We start from the raw sequence: 19,773 nt of genomic DNA on the forward strand, positions 1-19,773 counted from the left end.
CGCTGCAATTTCAATTCAGGCGGAAACATCCTGAGTATTTCACAATCTCAGGACATTGATTCCGCACCTAAGTCTGCCAATGGATGTTCAGAGGCTTGCCACATTGGCGCAAATAAATCATCAATCACACTTTCATCGACTGCAGAAACAGCAGAAAAGAGCCATGTGGGTTCTCCGCTCTTATCAATCAGACGCGCGCGAACGCCTTCCTGAAACTCGCCCAGCAATCCGCATCTCACCGACAAACCCAGTTCCAGACGGAAACAATCGGCCAGCGTCAGGTCGCGATACCCTTTTAGTTGCCGGTAACAGATATGCGCAGAAACCGGGCTGCCATGTTTCAAGTTTGACTTCGCGGTTTCAAGCCAGGTGCCTAAGCCATCAATCGCCATGATCTGCTGGCAAATTTCTTCCAGATTACGGCCAACCGAAGCTGCCTGAATCTGAGGGAAGTAAGGAATCATCTGGCTTGGCGGCCAGTCGCGTTTTGCCGATTCTGCAAATTCACGAAGGCAATCAGACACAGCCTGATCCGCGTCCGGCACGCTTTGCCAGTCAATTGCCTGTAACGCTTCTAAAACAGCCGACTTATGTTCCGCCAGCAGAATATGATCGGCCATTTTCAAGTCCAGCGCATCACTTGCGTTCACCCGTGCACCCGTCAACCCTAAGAACAGACCGACGCCTGCCGGCAACTGATTCAGAAACCAGGTACCGCCAACATCAGGGTACAGACCAATGGAAATTTCAGGCATGGCTAACATGCTGGATGGGGTCACGACCCGATGACCAGCACCGATATACAGCCCGATCCCACCGCCCATAACGATCCCTTCACCCCAGGCAATTAACGGCTTTTTAAACTGATGAATCTGATAATCACACCGGTATTCGACGCTGAAATATTCGGTCAGGAAAGACTCTGGTGACGCTCCAGCCTCACCCGCTTCTTTATGCGATTCAGCTTCAACCATCGCTTTGTAAATGGCCCGTACATCCCCGCCTGCACAGAATGCTTTCGCATGGTCACTGTGTAAAAACACACACGCAATCTGATCATCCTTTTCCCATTCAGCCAGACGGGCACTGAGCTGTCGCAGCATCTCTAATGTGAGTGCATTTAAGGAGGAAGGGTTATCAATTGCCGCAATACCAATTCGCTTGCCGCGCCCACACTCAAGTTCGCTAAAAGTCATTGTTCCAGTCATGTTCACTCCATGCACGCGAATGGCAGGATGGTCCATCATTCGCTGATCAGCATTTATCTGCCGTTATTATTCGTTTTTCCATACCGGAGGACGTTTTTCAAAAAACGCCCGGACCCCTTCCCGTTGATCCAATGTATCAAACAGGCGGATAAAACGTTCCCTTTCCTGAATTAATCCCTGATGTAATGGGGCAAACCGGGCATTCTGAATCAGCGATTTACATGCCGTCACGGCAGTTGGCGATTGATGCGCGACTTCGGCAGCCAACTTTTTCGCCGTCTCCAGAGACTGTCCCGTCGCGACGACTTCTTCAACCAGACGGATATCCAGTGCCTGTGAGGCGCTAACCCGCTCGCCACACAAAATCATCCGCTTGGCCCAGCCTTCGCCCACCAGCCAGGCTAGGTTCTGTGTCCCGCCCGCACAAGGCAGCAAGCCAACACTCGCTTCCGGCAATGCCATGATCGCATGCGCTTCCGCAATACGGATATCACACGCCAATGCAACTTCCAGCCCGCCGCCCATGGCATAGCCATTGATGGCAGCGATAGATACACCGCGAAAATCAGACAAAGTTTCAAAAGCCTGACCAAAACAAAACGCCATATCGGCTGCAACCGCCTTATCGCCCTCGGCAAACAGTTTCAAATCTGCGCCGGCAGAGAAAAACTTTTCTCCTTTGCCGGTCAGCACCAGGGCATAAATGTTTTTGTCTTCATTCAGTGCTTTGACCAGAGCCTTCAGTTGATTCAGACTGTCCGCCGTCCAGGTATTGGCTGGCGGGTTATTCATGGTCAGTACCGCGACATGGCCATCAATTTCAACTTCAATCGGAACACTTGTTTGTGTCAGTGCGTGCATAACGCCCATCCTTTTTGGGTTGAGATCCATGCAAGGCAACTGGACTGAGTGCCGATAACCTTCATTCGCACGGCTGCCACACCCGGAAGAACGAGCATGGCAGCCGTGAGAAGACATCAGAGTTATTCAAAGCAGTCCAGTATCCTCACTTAATAAACGACGCGCGATGATCAAGCGCATGATTTCGTTTGTTCCTTCCAGAATTTGATGCACCCGGACATCCCGGAAATGACGTTCAATCGGATAATCCTGAATGTACCCGTAACCACCATAAAGCTGCAGGGCATGATCACAGACCGTAAACCCAACATCCGTCGCGAAGCGTTTTGCCATCGCACAGTACGCTGTAGCTTCCGGATCGCCCTTATCCAGCTTGGATGCCGCAAACCGGACCAGCTGCCGCGCCGCTTCAAGTTCAGTCGCCATATCAGCCAGTTTGAACTGCAGCGCCTGAAACTGTGCGATAGGTTTGCCAAACTGCTTCCGCTCAGTCATATACTGTCGGGCCAGATTGAGCGCCTGCTGCGCTGTACCGACAGAGCAAGTGGCGATATTGATCCGTCCGCCATCCAGCCCTTTCATCGCGAATCGGAAACCTTCGCCTTCCTCGCCCAAGCGGTAATGGACCGGAACCTTCACACTGTCGAATGTGACGGCACGGGTTGGCTGACTATGCCAGCCAAGCTTTGGCTCTTTTCGGCCATAACTGATGCCCTCGGCATCCGCTGGCACAATAAAGGCAGAGATCCCATTGGCTCCGTTCTCTCCCGTACGGGCCATCACAACCAGCACATCGGTATCACCTGCCCCGGAAATGAAGGCTTTCGCCCCCGAAATCACATAGTGATCCCCTTTCCGTTCTGCCCGGGTCGTCAAAGATGCCGCATCTGAACCTGCGTTGGCTTCCGTCAGACAATAAGAACCCAGCCACTCACCTGTGATTAATTTCGGAATACATTCCGAACGGGCCTGCCCGGAAGCAAAGCTCGCGATCATCCAGGTCACCATGTTGTGAATGGTCATGAAAGCTGTTGTTGAAGTGCAGCCCATTGCCAATTGTTCGAAAATGATCGAAGCATCCAACCGGCTCAGCCCCATTCCGCCGGACTCTACCGGGGTATAGAGGCTGAGAAACCCCATTTCTCCAGCCTGTCTGAGCACATCTTTCGGGAATGTTGAGCTTTCATCCCAGCTCGCCGCCATCGGCAGCAATTGTTCCTGAGAAAACTGCCTTGCAACCTCAGCAAACGCGCGCTGATCATCATTCAGTTCAAAATCCATCGCCTTACTCCGTCGGTTCAGTCTTAATGATCGATGTTAATCGTCAGGTTCGGGCCTTTCGGAATATCGTCATCAAACCAACGTGCAGTCACCGTTTTCGTTTCAGTGAAGAAACGCACAGCTTGTTTCCCGTAAGCATGCAGATCACCATAAAAACTGCCCCGCCAGCCGGTAAAAGAGAAGAATGGCAGCGGCACCGGAATCGGCACGTTAATCCCGACCTGGCCGACCTGAATTTCATGCTGGAACTTCCGGGCTGCCGCACCGTTGGCCGTAAAGATCGAGGTCCCGTTACCGTACGGGTTGTCATTGATCAGTGCGATGGCTTCTTCCAGTGAACTCACTTCCACACAGACCAGAACCGGTCCGAAGATCTCTTCACGGTAAATGCTCATTTCCGGTGTTACACCGCTGAACAGCGTTGGTCCCACCCAGTTACCTGCCGGATAATCTTTCACCGTGCAATCACTGCCGTCGAGTTCACACACGGCCCCCTGCGCTTTCCCTTCCTGAATCAGTCGCAACACGCGGGCTTTGGCTTCCGGATTGATTAACGGACCGTAAGCCGCGTCTTCCTCATCCCATCCGCCGGGTTTCATTTTCGCCATGGCTTCTTTCAGTTCAGGAATCCAGTCTTTGGCCCCATCGACAAAAACCGCAACGGAAATCGCCATGCAGCGTTGGCCCGCCGCACCGACTGACGCACCGACCAGATTATTAATCACCTGTTGTTTGTTCGCATCCGGCATCACCACCAGATGGTTTTTCGCCCCGGCAAATGCCTGAACGCGTTTCAGGTGGTGTGTTCCTGTCTGGTAGATATAGCGCGCCACCGGCACAGAACCCACAAATGAAACCGTGCGGATATCCGGATGCTCCAGCAAATGATCAACCTGTGCTTTACGCCCGTGAACCAATTGCAGCACGCCCGGAGGCGCCCCTGCCTGCTCAAACAGCTCTGCCAGTCTGACCGAAGTCAGCGGCACCTGCTCAGAAGGTTTCAGCACAAAGGTATTCCCAGCCGCGATCGCCAGCGGGAACATCCAGAGCGGAATCATGGCCGGAAAGTTAAACGGAGTAATCCCACTGCAGACACCCAGCGGCTGAGTCAGGGAGTATGTGTCGATATTATTTGCAACATTTTCACTGGATTCACCCATCATCAGGCTGGCAATATTGGCGGCCTGTTCCACCACTTCAATGCCGCGCCAGACATCGCCTTTGGCATCGGCAAGAATTTTGCCCGTCTCGCTGGAAAGCAGACAAGCCAGTTCGTCATGATGTGCTTTGAGAAGTTGCTGATAACTCAGCATCAGCCTGGCACGCTCAGGCACCGGCACATTTTTCCACTTCTCGAAGGTTCTTTTTGCGCTGGCAATCGCCTCATCCATTTCCGATGTTAATGCACACGGCAAATGGGCAATCACTTCATTGGTAGCCGGGTTGGTCACATCAATCCATTCTTCTGACTGTGACTGACGGAATTGGCCATCAATGAACAGGGGTACTCTCTCAATCATTTTCACGTCCTCTAAACTGTCATTTCCATTGCTGGTGATACAGCGACCAGGTGCGAATTTATTACTGAGTTGGAATTTACTGAGCCGGAAGTTCAATCGCGACGGCGGTTGCTTCGCCACCACCGATACATAAGGATGCGATGCCCCGGCTGACCGGTTCACCCGCCTGTTGCTTGCGGCGCAGTGCATGAATCAAACTGACGATAATGCGGGCGCCGCTGGCACCAATCGGATGACCCAGAGCACAGGCCCCGCCGTGAATATTTACTTTGCTGGCATCCAGTTGCAGCTCACGGACCGCAATTTGCGTGACGACGGCAAAAGCTTCATTGATCTCCCAGAGATCCACGTCATCCGTTTGCCATTGCAGCTGTTCAAGCAACTGCCGGATGGCATCCACCGGAGCAACGGTGAATTCAGACGGGAGACGGGCATGGGTCGACTGACCGCGAATAATCGCCAGCGGCTCAAACCCATGCTGTTGGGCTGTGTCGCTGTCCATCAGCAGTAAGGCTGCCGCGCCATCGGCGATAGAACTGGAGTTTGCAGCAGTCACACTGCCGTCTTTGGCAAAAACAGGCTTCAGTTTGGGGATCTTGGCCGGATCAACTTCTCCCGGATGCTCATCCACTTTAACCAGGTGCTCACCTTTTCGATCCGCGATCACGACAGGGCAGGTTTCCTGCTCAAACGCCCCGGATTCAATCGCCTGACAGGCACGCTGTACGGACATCGCAGCCCATTCATCCATGGTTTCCCGGCTGAATTGCTTGGCATCGGCAATCTGCTGGGCGTAAACCCCCATGAGTTCTCCTTCATAGGCATCCTGCAAACCATCCAGAAACAGATGATCATGCGTAGTCTGGTGCCCTAAACGAAAACCGCCCCTGGCCTGCTTCAGCAGATAAGGGGCGTTGGTCATACTTTCCATCCCACCGGCGATTGCCGTCTGAATACTGCCGGCACGAATCATATCTGCGGCAAGCATCACAGTTTTCATTCCTGAACCACAAACTTTATTTACCGTCACGCAGCCGGTCGAAATCGGCAGTCCGGCGTTGAGCGCTGCCTGACGTGCAGGCGCCTGACCACATCCGGCAGGCAGAACACACCCCATCAGGACTTCATCGATCCGGAGACCATCGGCCTTGCCCGGGAAAAGTTCATCGGTAAAAACCCCGATACTCTCGAGGGCACCTTTGATGGCATAAGCCCCTAATGTCGGGGAGGACAACGACGAAAACTGCCCCTGAAAACTGCCTAAAGGGGTACGTTTGGCTGAGACGATCCACACTTCTTTCTCAGATGAAGATACTGCAGTTGAACTGGTGCTGGTTTCCATTTTCCAGGCTCCGCTTTTCTTGACGTTTACGTAAGCATAGCACTAACATTTACGTAAACGTTAAGAAACAACAGCACAACAATATTGATTGATCAGCGTACAGAATTGTTGCCATTTCCGGATAAACCGCCGTGTTCTGGTCTCACTCTGACGAGGTTGCTTTTCAGTCCCGCATTTACGAACATCGGGAGGACAGCAGTGTGGTGGATACCTTTAAGATCAGCGAGCTGGCAAAAGAATTTGGCATCACCACCCGCAGTATTCGTTTTTATGAAGACGTGGGTCTGCTCCAGCCGGAAAGAGACGGCACAATCCGAGTCTATCAACGCCGGGATAAGATCCGGCTCAAGCTGATTCTTCGCGGGAAACGGCTTGGATTGTCTTTGGCTGAAATTCGTGAACTCTTTGATTTATATGATACAAATCAGAGTGATAGCCAGCTTCACCAGATGATTAAAATCATCGAAGAGAAACAATCAAAACTCCAGCGTCAGTTAGATGATATCGATATCCTGATGCAGGAACTGGATGCTGCAAAAGCACGGTGCCAGCAGGCGCTGGACGACAAAAGCAACACCAGCAAGCGCAGAAAAAACAATCACAGTCAGTCGAAATTTGAAGGCTGAGACAATCACTGATCATCCTGAGAATTTAGTTGTATCTCATGACTCATCCGAATATTCGGATACAAGGGAGATGCTATGAAAGACCTGTTTACCCCGCTCAATTTTGGCTTGGGCGAAACCCTGGACATGCTCCGTGAGCATGTCAATCATTTTGCCGCCGATGCCATTGCACCACTCGCCGAACAGATTGATAAAGACAACCTTTTCCCCGCTCACCTCTGGGAAAAACTGGGCAACATGGGTTTACTTGGGGTCACCGTCAGTGAAGAGTTCGGTGGCGCGGGTATGGGCTATCTGGCCCATGTTGTCGCCATGGAAGAAATCAGCCGGGCATCCGCTTCTGTCGGGCTGAGCTATGGCGCTCATTCCAACCTGTGCGTCAACCAGATCTACCGGAACGGTACGCAGGCACAGAAAGAAAAATACCTTCCCAAACTGATCAGCGGCGAGCACATCGGCGCACTCGCAATGAGCGAAGCCAATGCGGGTTCAGATGTCGTCAGCATGCAGCTGAAAGCCGAAAAACAAGGCGAAGTCTTTGTCCTGAATGGCAACAAAATGTGGATCACCAACGGACCGGATGCCCATACCTTTGTGGTCTATGCCAAAACTGATTCGCAGGCAAAATCCCGTGGGATCAGTGCGTTTATTATTGAACGCGATTTCCCTGGTTTCACCCGGGCGCAAAAACTCGACAAACTGGGCATGCGGGGATCAAACACCTGCGAACTCGTGTTCAACAACTGTGAAGTTCCGGCTGAAAACCTGCTGGGGAAACTCAATCAGGGGGTTGAAGTACTGATGAGCGGTCTGGACTACGAACGGGTTGTGCTTGCAGCCGGTCCGCTGGGAATCATGCGCGCTTGTCTGGATATTTGCCTGCCCTATATTCACGACCGCAAACAATTCGGGAAGTCCATCGGTGAGTTCCAACTGATTCAGGCAAAAATTGCCGACATGTATACCCGCATGAATGCGGCGCGCGCGTATGTCTACACCGTTGCGGCCGCGTGTGATCGGGGTGAGACCACTCGTCAGGATGCAGCCGGTGCGATTTTGTACTGTGCGGAGCTGGCGACGCAAATGGCACTGGACGCCATTCAGATCCTCGGTGGTAACGGCTACATCAACGAATTTCCGACCGGACGACTGCTCCGTGATGCCAAGCTCTATGAAATCGGTGCGGGCACCTCTGAAATTCGCCGCATGCTGATTGGCCGCGAGCTGTTCGAACAAAGCCGATAAGTATCAATACAACAGGGACAGATATCATGGCGATACTTGAGAGCCACATTCAGCCTCATGACACACAGTTTCAGCAAAACCACCAGGAAATGGCCACACTGGTTGATGAACTGCAGACCCGTTTGAGCATCCAGCTTCAGGGCGGCGGTGAACAGGCAGAAGCCAGACAGCGATCCAAAGGCAAACTACCCGTCCGGGAGCGGATTGATCGGCTGCTGGACGCCGGCAGTCCTTTCCTGGAAATCGGCCAGTTTGCCGCCTGGGAAGTCTATGATGAGAACATTCCCTGTGCAGGGGTCGTTGCAGGGATTGGTCAGGTGTCCGGTACCGATGTGATGATCATTGCCAATGATCCGACCGTGAAAGGCGGGACTTATTACCCGTTAACCGTCAAAAAACATCTGAGAGCCCAGGAGATAGCGGAACGCTGTCACCTGCCCTGCCTCTATCTGGTCGATTCCGGTGGTGCCAACCTGCCGCATCAAGCCGAAGTTTTTCCGGATAAAGATCATTTCGGACGGATCTTTTTTAATCAGGCCCGCATGTCGGCCAAAGGAATTCCGCAAATTGCGATTGTCCTGGGGCTCTGTACTGCAGGTGGCGCGTATGTGCCTGCCATGGCCGATGTTGCCATTATGGTGAAAAATCAAGGCACGATCTTTCTTGCCGGTCCGCCTCTGGTAAAAGCTGCAACCGGTGAAGATGTCAGCGCAGAAGCATTAGGCGGAGCCGATGTGCACTGTAAAACCTCTGGCGTCGCAGACTATTACGCTGAAGATGAGCCCCATGCACTGGCACTTGCCCGGCAGGCTGTCGATAGCTGTCATCGCCAGAAGGCATCCGTCTTGTCCGTACAACCCGACCCTGTCAAAGCACCGCTTTATCCGGCAACCGACTTATACAGTATTGTCGGAACCGACCTGCGCAAACAAATTGACGCCCGTGAGGTGATTGCCCGGCTGGTGGACGGTTCTGAATTTGACGAATTTAAAGCCCTTTACGGCGAAACCCTGATTTGCGGCTTTGCCCGGTTACACGGTTATCCGGTCGGCATCGTGGCAAATAACGGCATTCTTTTTTCGGAATCGGCACAAAAAGGGGCGCACTTCATTCAGCTTTGTACCCAGCGCAATATCCCGCTGCTGTTTTTGCAGAACATCACTGGTTTTATGGTGGGCCGGAAATACGAAGCAGAAGGCATTGCCAAGCATGGTGCCAAAATGGTGATGGCGGTTGCCTGTGCTAATGTCCCGAAATTTACCGTAATCATCGGCGGTTCTTACGGCGCCGGAAACTACGGGATGTGTGGCCGGGCTTATGATCCCACCCTGATCTGGATGTGGCCCAACGCCCGTATATCTGTCATGGGAGGTGAGCAGGCTGCAGGTGTCCTGGCTCAGGTCACCCGGGATATAAAACAGCGCAAAGGTGAAAGCTGGTCAGCAGAAGATGAAGAGACCTTCAAACAACCCATCCGAGAACGCTACGAAAAAGAAGGCTCCCCCTACTTTGCCAGCGCCCGCCTGTGGGATGACGGCATCATCGATCCGGTTCAGACCCGGGATGTTCTGGCGATGGCCCTGAAAGCCGCTAGCCATGCGCCGAAAGAAGACAGCCAGTTTGGCATTTTCCGAATGTAACCGTCCGCACAAGCGAGGACATACCATGACATTTCAAGGAACGCCTGTTTTTCAGCCCGGTAATATTGCGGAGATTCTTCATGCAACCGCCCGGGACACTGTACTTTGCACGATTAATCGCCAGGGGGTTGCGACGCTGACGCTCAACCGGCCCGAAAAATATAATGCCTTTGACGATCACTTCATTGCGGCTCTGCGGCACTATCTGAAGCAACTGGTCCGCCACCCGGATGTCCGCGTCCTGTTACTGAACGCTACCGGCAAACATTTCTCGGCCGGGGCTGATCTGAACTGGATGAAATCGATGGCAAGTAAAAGCCGTCACGAGAATCTGAATGACGCACAAGCGCTGGCTTTACTGATGCATGAACTCGATACCTTCCCTCATCCGACGATCGTTTCCGTTCAGGGCTCTGCATACGGCGGTGCATTGGGGCTGATTTGCTGTAGTGACATCGCGCTGGGAACAGAAAATACGCGTTTCTGTTTAAGCGAAGTCAAATTGGGCCTGATTCCCGCAACGATCGGACCTTATGTCTGCCGCACCCTCGGGCAACGACAGACCCGGCGTCTGATGCTGACAGCGGAAGCCTTTGATGCACAGCGCGCCCAGGAAATGGGCATCCTGCATGAAGTCTGTTCCGAAGCGCAACTTGAGGCACGGCTGCAACAGACGATCAATGCGCTGCTTGCGAACAGTCCTCTGGCCATGAATCAGGTCAAATTGCTGTGCCGTCACTGTGAAACCTCCCCAATCGATGATGAACTGATTCAGCTGACCAGTGAAATGATTGCTGACATCCGTGTCTCTGAACAGGGTCAGGAAGGTTTATCTGCATTTTTTGACAAGCGACGCCCGAACTGGATTCAAGAGAATCACTCTATGCAAGGAGAGCATGATGAGTAAACCCGGTGATCTGCTGCAGCCACTCCAGGAACAACCTGCCATAACAGGCGCACTTGGATCTTCTGCATCTGTCGACACACATACCGCCATTCGCCGCCTGCTCATCGCGAACCGCGGCGAAATTGCCTGCCGCGTCATTCAGACTGCAAAAAGCATGGGCATCACCACGATTGCCGTCTACTCTGAAGCTGACCGACATGCCCGGCACGTCCGTATGGCAGACGAGGCACTCTGTATCGGGCCTGCCCCGGCTCTGGATTCCTATCTGGCCATCGACAAACTGATTGATGCCGCCAAAAACAGCCAGGCTGATGCAATTCATCCCGGCTATGGCTTCCTCTCTGAGAACGTCGCATTCGCAAGAGCTTGCCAGCACAACCAAATTATTTTTATCGGCCCGGGCCCTTCAGCGATGGCCGCAATGAGCTCGAAATCCGATGCAAAAACCATCATGTCTAAAGCCGGTGTGCCGCTTTTACCCGGCTATCACGGTGACGAAGATAACCTTGAGAATCTGACAAAGACAGCCGCTCAGATTGGCTACCCGGTGATTCTGAAACCAGCTTTAGGCGGTGGTGGTAAAGGGATGAAAATCGTCCACCGGGAAAGTGAACTGACGGAAGCCGTTCAGTCTGCCCGGCGGGAAGCGAAATCCGCATTTGGGGACCAGACCCTGTTGCTTGAAAAATACCTGACTCAGCCACGTCACATTGAAGTTCAGATTTTTGCCGATCAGCATGGCAACTGCGTTTATCTGTCAGATCGTGATTGTTCTGTTCAGCGACGTCACCAGAAAATCATTGAAGAAGCCCCGGCTCCCGGCCTCAGTGATCGCCTGAGAAAAGAGATGGGTGAAGCTGCTGTACAGGCAGCGCTGGCCATTCAGTATGTCGGCGCTGGGACTGTTGAGTTTCTCTATGACAGTCAGAGTCAGGCGTATTATTTCATGGAAATGAACACCCGGCTTCAGGTTGAACATCCGGTCACCGAGCTGATTACCGGCCAGGATTTAGTCCAGTGGCAAATTCGGGTTGCCGAAGGGTATCGCCTTCCCCTCGCACAGCATGAAATTCAGCATCGCGGCCATGCGGTTGAAGCCAGGCTTTATGCAGAGGATACCGAGCAGGACTTTTTACCCGCATCTGGCTTAATACAGTACCTGAGGGAACCGGTTACAGAGCATGCAGCGGCCCTCCCGGGACATCAGGTTCGGGCGCGCGTCGACAGCGGCATTGCTGAAGGTGACACCGTCACGACACATTATGACCCCATGCTGGCGAAAGTCATTGCCTGGGCAGAAGACCGACAAAGTGCCATTCAGCAATTGAAAACACTTTTATCTGATTATCAGCTCGGCGGTCTTGCCACAAACCTGAAATATCTGCAGCGCATTCTCAGTCACGAGGCTTTTGTTCAGGGTTCGCTGAGTACCCATTTTATTGAACATCATCAGGACGCCTTATCCGCAGACTCGGCTGCTCTGTTGGAAATAAAATCAATCACCAGTGAGCCCGTCCACCTCCCGCTCAATCAGCTGCTGTGTGCCGTCACCCTGTGTTTTCAGCAAGCTGCTCAGCGCGAACTGACAGGCTGGCGACTCAACCAGCGCAGTCTGCACAACATCACGCTTTGCGATCCTCAGAATGACAGCTGTCTCTTCGTATTTGAAAGCGTTTCAGACGGCCGGATCTGGCTGAAACAATGGATGTCCGGATCAGACACCCTGCAATTGACACCTGTGTATATCACTTTGCTAGAGCTGGATTCGCAAGGACCTGTCATTGACTGCAAAGTTGAAATCCATGGTGCTCGTCATCAGATCCGCCTGGTCCGGCTGGCCGATTCAGATGCGCTGCTGGCATTCACCCATGGTGAGCAACAGCAGTATCAGTTGCGTCCCAACTTCAGCCACCATCGTTCAGACCAAAACGACAGCCCTGTCGCGCCACTCAACGGCATTGTGTCTGAAGTTTTATGTCAGCCCGGCGATACGGTCGAAAAAGATCAGGGGCTGGTGGTCATTGAAGCCATGAAGATGGAATACACCGTCCGTGCGCCACATGATGGCCAGATTATCTCCGTGCTGGTCAGCAATGGCGATCAGGTTCAGCATGGGCAGGAACTGGTACAACTCAGCGCCGCCGGTGAAGAACCGGGCCATACGGAGTGAAATCAGCATGAGCAAAGATACGTTGATGCCGTCAGCCACATTGCATGCGCAGGTTCCCAAAGAGGTCAAAATTGTTGAAGTCGGACCGAGAGACGGCTTGCAGAATGAGCTCAGTGTCAGTACGGCCGATAAAGTCGCTTTGATCAATCAGCTTTCAGCGACCGGACTTCGCCATATTGAAACGGGCTCCTTTGTTTCACCCAAATGGGTGCCGCAAATGGCCGATTCTGCAGAAGTCTTTCAACAAATCAACCGCGTTTCGGGAATTACCTACGCGGCACTAACGCCAAATATGAAAGGCCTTGAGCTGGCAATTGAGGCGGGCGCCGATGAGATCGCTGTTTTTGCTTCCGCATCAGAAGGGTTCAGCCAGCATAATATCAACTGCAGCATTGCAGAGAGCCTGAAACGCTTTGAACCCGTGATTCACCACGCGAGAGAAAACGGGATTGCGGTGCGTGGCTACCTGTCCTGCGTGACAGACTGCCCTTATGACGGCCCGACGCTTCCGGCACAAACGGCCCGTATTGCCCAAACGCTCTTCAACATGGGGTGCTATGAAATCTCGCTGGGAGACACCATTGGCAAGGCCACTCCCCTTCGGTTTGCAGCCATGCTTGAAGCGTGTATGGAGGACATGCCTGTACAGACTCTGGCCGTACACTGCCACAATACCTGGGGGCAGGCACTGGCCAATATCTACCAGTCACTGTTAATGGGGATTTCAACGATTGACGCCAGTGTTGCCGGTTTGGGCGGATGTCCTTACGCACCCGGTGCAAGCGGAAATGTCGCAACCGAAGATGTGGTGTATCTCTGTGAACAGTCAGGTATCAGCACCGGGATTAATCTCATGAAGCTGGCTGAAGCGGGAGCAGCAATTTGCCGGCGTTTGGGCAAGCAACCCAATTCAAATGCAACTCTGGCTTTACTGGCTGCCCGGCACAAATGACATCATGAAAAAACGAGGCCAGTGCCCTCACACTGACCTCGTTTTTTCCTCTTGAAGCGCTGGTGGTTCCGCTACTCGGAACGCAAGAACCGTTGCTCGGCTTCCAGCTCATTTACAACACGCCATACCTTCTGCTCACGTCGTTGCTTGATGTCTGATGGCATGCCCAGTCCGGCTCCCCTCAGCGAATCGTCCGGACCAACATATTCATCAATATGTTCATTAAACATGGCCCGGAATTCTTCCATCGTCGGCATGCAGTAATTTTCTTTTTCATAAGCTTCAAAAATGTGTTCAACTTTCAGTGAGATATCTCTTCTGATTCCATCAAAATCTGACATATCCATCCTACACCTCACCATCATTAACCTATGCAGGGGTGCATAGATTTTCTTTACGGGTAAAGTGTAGCCGAGATTTGTGACACAAAAATTTAGCCACAAGCGCAAAGTTTTCGACAAATTGTTCTCATGGCGGTTAACTCTCAGTGCCGAAAGCCATTTCTTTCATTCCCGCATAATCACCCATGTAAACGATTTCAAAACTTGCTTCCAATTTTTAGATATGATTCAAACTTTTCAGTCAGAGGATTCCGGAACAAGCCTGCTTCAGTTTTATCTATACTAGATGCAGGGATATCAAATTGTTAGCACCCGATCCGAGGACTTTTATGAAGTGTCTGCGCCGAACCGGTATCATTTTTTTAACGACGGTCTGCTGGATCGGGACACCTGCAATTTGTACCGCTGACACAGCGACCACAGATCCCTGGCAATACCCGGAAGATGATGACGACAAACTTTTACCTGCCTGGTTAGACACAACACAGACATCCGTCTCTGATACCATTACCGACATGAGTTCAGGTATCGATGAGTTTCTCAGCTTCAATGAGGAAGAGGAACCCATGGTCAACGAAAGCTATCTGCGAATCAGACTAAAACCCTATTACACGCATCGGGGCTACTTTGAGTTCGACTCCAGTATCGCGCTCAGAATGGATCTTCCCCATGCGGAAAAAGACTGGAAACTGATTTTTGAAACCGATCCTGAAGATTACGAGAGCCTGGAAAATAAAGAACGGGGCATCGCGGATACAACCGGTACAGAAAATCGCGGCGCTATCGCAGGGGTGCGTCTCGAAAGCCGCAAGTTTGGTGAATGGTACGCCGACTTTGATATTGGTCTGAAACTTCGTCTGCCCTTAGATCCCTTTACCCGGGCCCAGTTCAGGCGTGTTGATAAATTAGGCGCCGGCTGGACAAGTCTGGTCCGGCAGGAATTCTTTTACTATCACAGCAAAGGGCCCGGTAGCCTGACTTCAGCTGATTTTTATAATGCTCTTGAACCAACCGAACTGACAATTCTCAGAGTCGGCACCAGTGCACAGTTTCTGGATGACGATGACAACTGGCAGTTCGTCAATCTGGCCGAAATCTATGACCGGATCAGCAACCGCAATTTACTCACCTACTCAATCGGCATGAGTGCGAACAGCAGGCCAAACCTGTCGACTGAAAACGCCTGGATTTCGTTCAGTTGGCAACGCAGATTACATAAACATTGGCTCTATATGAAACTGACGCCGTCTGTGAATTTTCAGAAAGAATATGACTACAAAGTTAACCCAGGTTTTCTGGCCGAGATAGAACTGTATTTCACAAAAAACAGACGGTTTAACCGGCTCTACCGCAGTATTCCCAAACCGTGAATATATGACTTTCAGCGGCACTTGACTATGACGTTAAAACACGCTCAAAGAACAGCACGCCAGCCGGAGCATCAGTTGCGACTTCATCAAAACCATGTTTTTGAAGCAGTCTGACTGACTGGAAATTCTCCGTTTCCACCCCGGCTACTAAAGCAGAAACAATCTGTGCTTCCTGACACCAGGCAATCAGTCCAGCCAGACACTCACTGGCATAACCCTGCCCCCAATACCCTTCACCCAGCAGATAACCCACATGTGCTTTTTGTAAACCCGCATCATCATACTGAGAGAGAAATATAAAGCCGATGATTTCTTGTGTCACTGTCCCCTGAATCACAAGAACATGGCTTTCTTTCATCATTTTCCGCGCCCACGCTCGGGCCGAATGCTCACATTGAACCGATTGAAACTCAGGTGGAAGCGAATGTGTTACTTTCGGGGTCAGTAAATTCAAAGCTGCGTGCGCCAACAGGTCTTCCAATGTTGACCGATTCTGATTCAGAAGTTTCGAAATATGGCTCACCCGCAACCGCGCGGTATGAAATTCACAGCCTTCAAAGTAATCAGCAACTGACATCAATTTCATTCCTTTCATACCATGGACAAACTCTAAGCAAACGCAGCACCATGGTAACAATATTGCAAATACTTTGACCTATTCACGCGCATAATCAAGTTCCTTCTGTGAGCATTCTCAGTATCCATTGATAAAGCAGCCTGTCAGACCATTTGGCTTTTCGCCTAACGCCCTATCGCAGGAGCCACTTTGCACTTACCCACAGATATGCAGCACAAAAACAAGCATTTAATGCAACATTGCTGATATGCACCTATTATATTGACCCCAAATGGAATTACTCATCCTACGCGTGGCTTGATTGCCAGGGGCGGTAGCGTGTTCGTGAATCCGTTAGACCGCTGAGTACTGATATACCTTGGTTGTCGTGATTTAAATCATATCCTTTAAAATCGTTTTGCGAGTCCTGCTCCTAAACGAGTGCTGAGTAACAGAACGGAAAAAGATGATGACAAAAGCAAAAGAAGCCCTGACTTTAAAAGGCGAAACATTTAACCCTTTCCCAGAACCATTCAAGTCTCGTCTTGGTCAGTCTGAATACAAGAGTTTAGGTGATCCTTTTGGACTGACTCAATTCGGTGTGGATTTAGAATTATTGGAACCAAATTCTCAATCGGCGCTTCGACACTGGCATACCAAATCAGATGAGTTCATTTATGTACTCGATGGTGAATTGTGTCTGGTTACCGATGATGGGGAGCAAGTTCTTACGTCTGGCATGTGTATCGGTTTCCCAGCTGGGATCGATAACGGTCATCACTTAATCAACCGAAGTAATGAGCAAGCAAAGTTTATCGTCGTGGGTAGTCGAGTCGCAGGAGACGAAGTACATTATCCAGATGATGACTTCAAATGGGTTGTTGAAAGCACAGGTAAGAAGGTGCCTTCCAAAGAAAATGGCACTCCCTATTCGTTTCGTAATAAATCGCTCAACAATGGCTTGAAAGCATGAATACAATTTTCATTGATGTGTGTTCCCCACGGTTATAGCAAGAAATTTCATTGAATCAATCAGATTATTGAAAGGATGTATTTTGAATCTTATAGCTAGTTTTCTTGTCGTATTATTTTTCTGTTTTACTGATTCGACTTATGCTGATGAATTAGACTTCTCACAATATGATGGACAAGAATATGACCTTGTAAAAAATGATTTACTCACCAAAGGTTGGACATATTTACCGACACAAGAAGACGAAGTGTCAATGAATGAACAGTATCCGGAAATTACATGCGGTTTGGGTTCAATGGCCATTTGCTCTGTGGGTTTTCGCAACAGCAATCATACGGTCGCTTTTGTCATCAAAAAATCAGGTAATAAAATCATAATTGCAGGGCAATACTAATCCCGTTTATGGCGTTCAAAACGAGGCAGGCAATAAATTGAAAATATTGGCGATTTGGTCAATCCGTGGTTATCAAAAATGGATATCACCACATAAAGGCTTCCGGTGTGCTCATACAGCTTACTATGGCGGTAAAAGTTGTTCAGCAGCTATAGTTGAGTTCATCGAAACGCTTCCATGCAGAAAGTTACCTGTAGCGATTAAACAACGCTTTCAAGAATGTCAGAGGGCATCGAAAAAGCTGAATGGCGGTCGAAATCGTAAACGGCGCAATCCCAATAATTCGGAGGCTGATTGCTGTTTTTGGGTTAGTTGGGATATGTGTTGGCCCGATTAAATGTTGGCACGAATGCAGACAGAATGAAATGGATTTGAGCCGCTTTGCAATTTATGCAAGCCCATTCAACCAATACGAAAAATTGATTCTGTGGATTATAAATTTTATCAGCCTGGTGATGAGCGTCTTCCCCTTTTTTTTTATTTTTCCGCCTTGGTTTTATTTACCTTCTTGGTTTCTTTTCTCTACCCCCAAACAATTTAACCTCATATGCGATCACAAATTACAAAATTCAAAATTTCATATCGTTTTGTGGTTCCCGGAACTTTCCCGAACAAAAACCAATTAAAGGATTCGATAACGAATGACCCGATATTTTCATTTGGTTTTCAGGTGAATATATAAAGGAGAACATTCCAAGATTCCAATTGAAATATGGTAAAGACAATCAGTTTTTTGTTGATGTAAATTGCATCATATTTTTATATAAAAGTCATTTCAGCACCTATCATATAACGTACATTTCTCTTTTTAACACGATATTAATTATTTTATATAACATTTAAAAACAGAGGAGATAAACGCCTGTGAATATTGTTGAACTTGAGATAAATGAAATTGAATCACTATGGAAAAATTTAAATGATTTACACTTTAAACATTCAACACACTTTAAGACACACTTTCAAAATTTAAAGTTTGAAGATCGAACAAATAAGATACTTTCCAACGAGCACGTCAAAATTTTCGGTATAAAGGATGGCAATGATATTGCGGGCTACACTATCGCAACTGTTAATTCTGAAGCTGGAGAAATCTATTCACTTTTTGTTGATATTAACTACCGTGGAAAGGGATTCGGACAGAAGCTAATGAAGCATTCTACCGAATGGTTAAAAGCAAAGCAATGTGAGAACATAAGAGTTTATGTAGCTGAAGGTAATGAACAAGCACTCCCTTTTTATGAAAGCATTGGTTTTAAACATCGATTTCACGTACTTCAACTCAGCTAGGCTGGTACATATCACAAGGGAAAGTCAGTATTTATGAGCGCTCTTAATTTTGGATTGATTGGAAAAGGAAAACAAATGAGTCATCCTCAAATAGATATCAGTTCTGTGTACCCTGTTCTTTCCCCAAAAGAACTGATATCAAATGTCGTCCCACTGTATAAAATACCCAATCCGATTTCATGTGAAATTTTGCATCAAGGAATCAATGATTCTTATATTGTCACAAGCGAGAGAAAAAAGCACCTTCTCCGCATATACCGAAAAAACTGGAGATCTTTGCTCGATATTGAGTTCGAAATTGAAGCATTAAATTATCTTCATGAGAAAGGTGCTCATGTTGCTTACCCAATTGAAAAAAATCAGGGCGGATACATCACGGAAATAAATACACCTGAAGGTTTAAGATATGCCATTATCACAACTTTTGCAGAGGGTGAAGAATTAAAATATAAAAATATAGATGATGCGGCTCAATATGGAAAAGCCGTCGCTAAGATTCACCGATTATCAGATGATTTCATTTCAAATCATGCTCGCTATAAATTGGACCTCAAGCATCTGGTAGAAGAGCCTCTTAAACGCATTAAACTCTCCCTCTCACACCGAGTGGATGACTGGGTATTTTTGAATAACTACGCGTCTGTACTATCCAAGAAAATCAATGAATCTGATTCAGTTTTACTTGACTATGGTTTTTGTCATGGTGATTTCCATGGTTGGAATGCCCATAAGCACAGAGAAGAAATTACATTCTATGACTTTGACTGCTGTGGTTTTGGTCTGAGAGCTTATGATTTAGCTGTGTTTAAGTGGAGTGCAAGGTTAAGAAATAAAGAAAATGAATGGTGGGTCCCATTTTTGAATGCCTATAGAAGGGTAAGACCAATATCTGAATATGATTTAAGCTTTGTGGATATATTTATTTCTATCCGTCACATTTGGCTGATTGGGTTACATATTGAAACAGCAAGTGATCAAGACTGGCTGGATGATTCTTACTTTGACAGAGAGATACAATTTTTAAAACAAAATGCTGGTCTTTGAAAATTTCATCATCTGGCAGAAAACGCTGACTCATAGAACGCGATGTTATTCGT

19 protein-coding genes are annotated in these 19,773 nt (G+C 49.3%); 12 read left to right on the top strand and 7 right to left on the bottom strand.

Features of this window, described 5'->3' with window-relative positions; genetic code table 11:
• Positions 1-47: 47 nt before the first annotated feature.
• The 5 genes from ACYP03_RS03735 to ACYP03_RS03755 all read right to left on the bottom strand — a co-directional run bounded on the left by ACYP03_RS03735 (position 48) and on the right by ACYP03_RS03755 (position 6,212).
• Positions 48-1,208, bottom strand: coding sequence for an enoyl-CoA hydratase/isomerase family protein (locus ACYP03_RS03735; protein WP_459778544.1), 1,161 nt, complete (start codon positions 1,206-1,208; stop codon positions 48-50).
• Between the two features lie 66 nt (positions 1,209-1,274).
• Positions 1,275-2,069 carry an enoyl-CoA hydratase gene (locus ACYP03_RS03740; RefSeq protein WP_459778545.1) on the bottom strand — a complete coding sequence of 265 codons (795 nt, stop codon included), beginning with the start codon at positions 2,067-2,069 and terminating at the stop codon, positions 1,275-1,277.
• A gap of 126 nt (positions 2,070-2,195) precedes the next feature.
• On the bottom strand, positions 2,196-3,350 hold the full coding sequence (locus tag ACYP03_RS03745; RefSeq protein ID WP_459778546.1) for an acyl-CoA dehydrogenase family protein: 1,155 nt from the start codon (positions 3,348-3,350) through the stop codon (positions 2,196-2,198).
• 23 nt (positions 3,351-3,373) lie between these two features.
• A complete protein-coding gene (locus tag ACYP03_RS03750; RefSeq protein ID WP_248142453.1) occupies positions 3,374-4,870 on the bottom strand; it encodes a CoA-acylating methylmalonate-semialdehyde dehydrogenase in 1,497 nt (498 codons plus the stop codon).
• A 76-nt stretch (positions 4,871-4,946) separates the two neighbouring features.
• Complete coding sequence (locus ACYP03_RS03755; RefSeq protein ID WP_459778547.1) at positions 4,947-6,212, bottom strand: thiolase family protein; 1,266 nt, start codon at positions 6,210-6,212, stop codon at positions 4,947-4,949.
• Between the two features lie 203 nt (positions 6,213-6,415).
• On the opposite strand from ACYP03_RS03755, the gene ACYP03_RS03760 reads away from it, so the two are divergent.
• The 6 genes from ACYP03_RS03760 to ACYP03_RS03785 all read left to right on the top strand — a co-directional run bounded on the left by ACYP03_RS03760 (position 6,416) and on the right by ACYP03_RS03785 (position 13,752).
• Positions 6,416-6,838 carry a MerR family transcriptional regulator gene (locus tag ACYP03_RS03760; protein WP_330960358.1) on the top strand — a complete coding sequence of 141 codons (423 nt, stop codon included), beginning with the start codon at positions 6,416-6,418 and terminating at the stop codon, positions 6,836-6,838.
• Positions 6,839-6,913: 75 nt separating this feature from the next.
• Entirely contained in the window at positions 6,914-8,083 is a 1,170-nt protein-coding gene (locus ACYP03_RS03765) for an isovaleryl-CoA dehydrogenase (RefSeq protein ID WP_330959947.1), read from the top strand.
• 26 nt (positions 8,084-8,109) lie between these two features.
• A complete protein-coding gene (locus tag ACYP03_RS03770) occupies positions 8,110-9,723 on the top strand; it encodes a carboxyl transferase domain-containing protein (RefSeq protein WP_459778548.1) in 1,614 nt (537 codons plus the stop codon).
• A gap of 25 nt (positions 9,724-9,748) precedes the next feature.
• Complete coding sequence (locus ACYP03_RS03775) at positions 9,749-10,630, top strand: enoyl-CoA hydratase-related protein (RefSeq protein WP_459778549.1); 882 nt, start codon at positions 9,749-9,751, stop codon at positions 10,628-10,630.
• On the top strand, positions 10,623-12,800 hold the full coding sequence (locus ACYP03_RS03780) for an acetyl/propionyl/methylcrotonyl-CoA carboxylase subunit alpha (protein ID WP_459778550.1): 2,178 nt from the start codon (positions 10,623-10,625) through the stop codon (positions 12,798-12,800). The genes ACYP03_RS03775 and ACYP03_RS03780 overlap by 8 nt, the downstream gene beginning before the upstream one ends.
• A 7-nt stretch (positions 12,801-12,807) precedes the next feature.
• Complete coding sequence (locus ACYP03_RS03785; protein ID WP_459778551.1) at positions 12,808-13,752, top strand: hydroxymethylglutaryl-CoA lyase; 945 nt, start codon at positions 12,808-12,810, stop codon at positions 13,750-13,752.
• A 71-nt stretch (positions 13,753-13,823) separates the two neighbouring features.
• On the opposite strand, the gene ACYP03_RS03790 is transcribed toward ACYP03_RS03785, so the two are convergent.
• A complete protein-coding gene (locus tag ACYP03_RS03790) occupies positions 13,824-14,093 on the bottom strand; it encodes a hypothetical protein (protein WP_248142460.1) in 270 nt (89 codons plus the stop codon).
• Positions 14,094-14,422: 329 nt separating this feature from the next.
• Here ACYP03_RS03790 and ACYP03_RS03795 point away from each other — a divergent pair, with 329 nt between their 5' ends.
• Positions 14,423-15,463, top strand: coding sequence for a hypothetical protein (locus ACYP03_RS03795; RefSeq protein WP_330959942.1), 1,041 nt, complete (start codon positions 14,423-14,425; stop codon positions 15,461-15,463).
• Between the two features lie 25 nt (positions 15,464-15,488).
• Here the strand turns inward: ACYP03_RS03795 and ACYP03_RS03800 are convergent, their stop codons facing one another.
• Entirely contained in the window at positions 15,489-16,058 is a 570-nt protein-coding gene (locus ACYP03_RS03800) for a GNAT family N-acetyltransferase (RefSeq protein WP_459778552.1), read from the bottom strand.
• 430 nt (positions 16,059-16,488) lie between these two features.
• On the opposite strand from ACYP03_RS03800, the gene ACYP03_RS03805 reads away from it, so the two are divergent.
• The 5 genes from ACYP03_RS03805 (at position 16,489) to ACYP03_RS03825 (ending at position 19,720) form a co-directional block, all read left to right on the top strand.
• The gene (locus ACYP03_RS03805; RefSeq protein ID WP_459778553.1) at positions 16,489-16,992 is read left to right on the top strand and encodes a cupin domain-containing protein; all 504 of its coding nucleotides are present in this window, start codon (positions 16,489-16,491) and stop codon (positions 16,990-16,992) included.
• Positions 16,993-17,074: 82 nt separating this feature from the next.
• Positions 17,075-17,386 (top strand): hypothetical protein, encoded by a 312-nt coding sequence (locus ACYP03_RS03810; protein ID WP_459778554.1) that lies wholly within the window; start codon positions 17,075-17,077, stop codon positions 17,384-17,386.
• Between the two features lie 46 nt (positions 17,387-17,432).
• Complete coding sequence (gene yidD, locus ACYP03_RS03815) at positions 17,433-17,723, top strand: membrane protein insertion efficiency factor YidD (protein ID WP_459778814.1); 291 nt, start codon at positions 17,433-17,435, stop codon at positions 17,721-17,723.
• A gap of 527 nt (positions 17,724-18,250) precedes the next feature.
• Positions 18,251-18,676, top strand: coding sequence for a GNAT family N-acetyltransferase (locus tag ACYP03_RS03820; RefSeq protein WP_459778555.1), 426 nt, complete (start codon positions 18,251-18,253; stop codon positions 18,674-18,676).
• 33 nt (positions 18,677-18,709) lie between these two features.
• Positions 18,710-19,720 carry a phosphotransferase enzyme family protein gene (locus ACYP03_RS03825; protein WP_459778556.1) on the top strand — a complete coding sequence of 337 codons (1,011 nt, stop codon included), beginning with the start codon at positions 18,710-18,712 and terminating at the stop codon, positions 19,718-19,720.
• Positions 19,721-19,773 lie beyond the last annotated feature (53 nt).

Source organism: Photobacterium sp. R1, assembly GCF_054600795.1.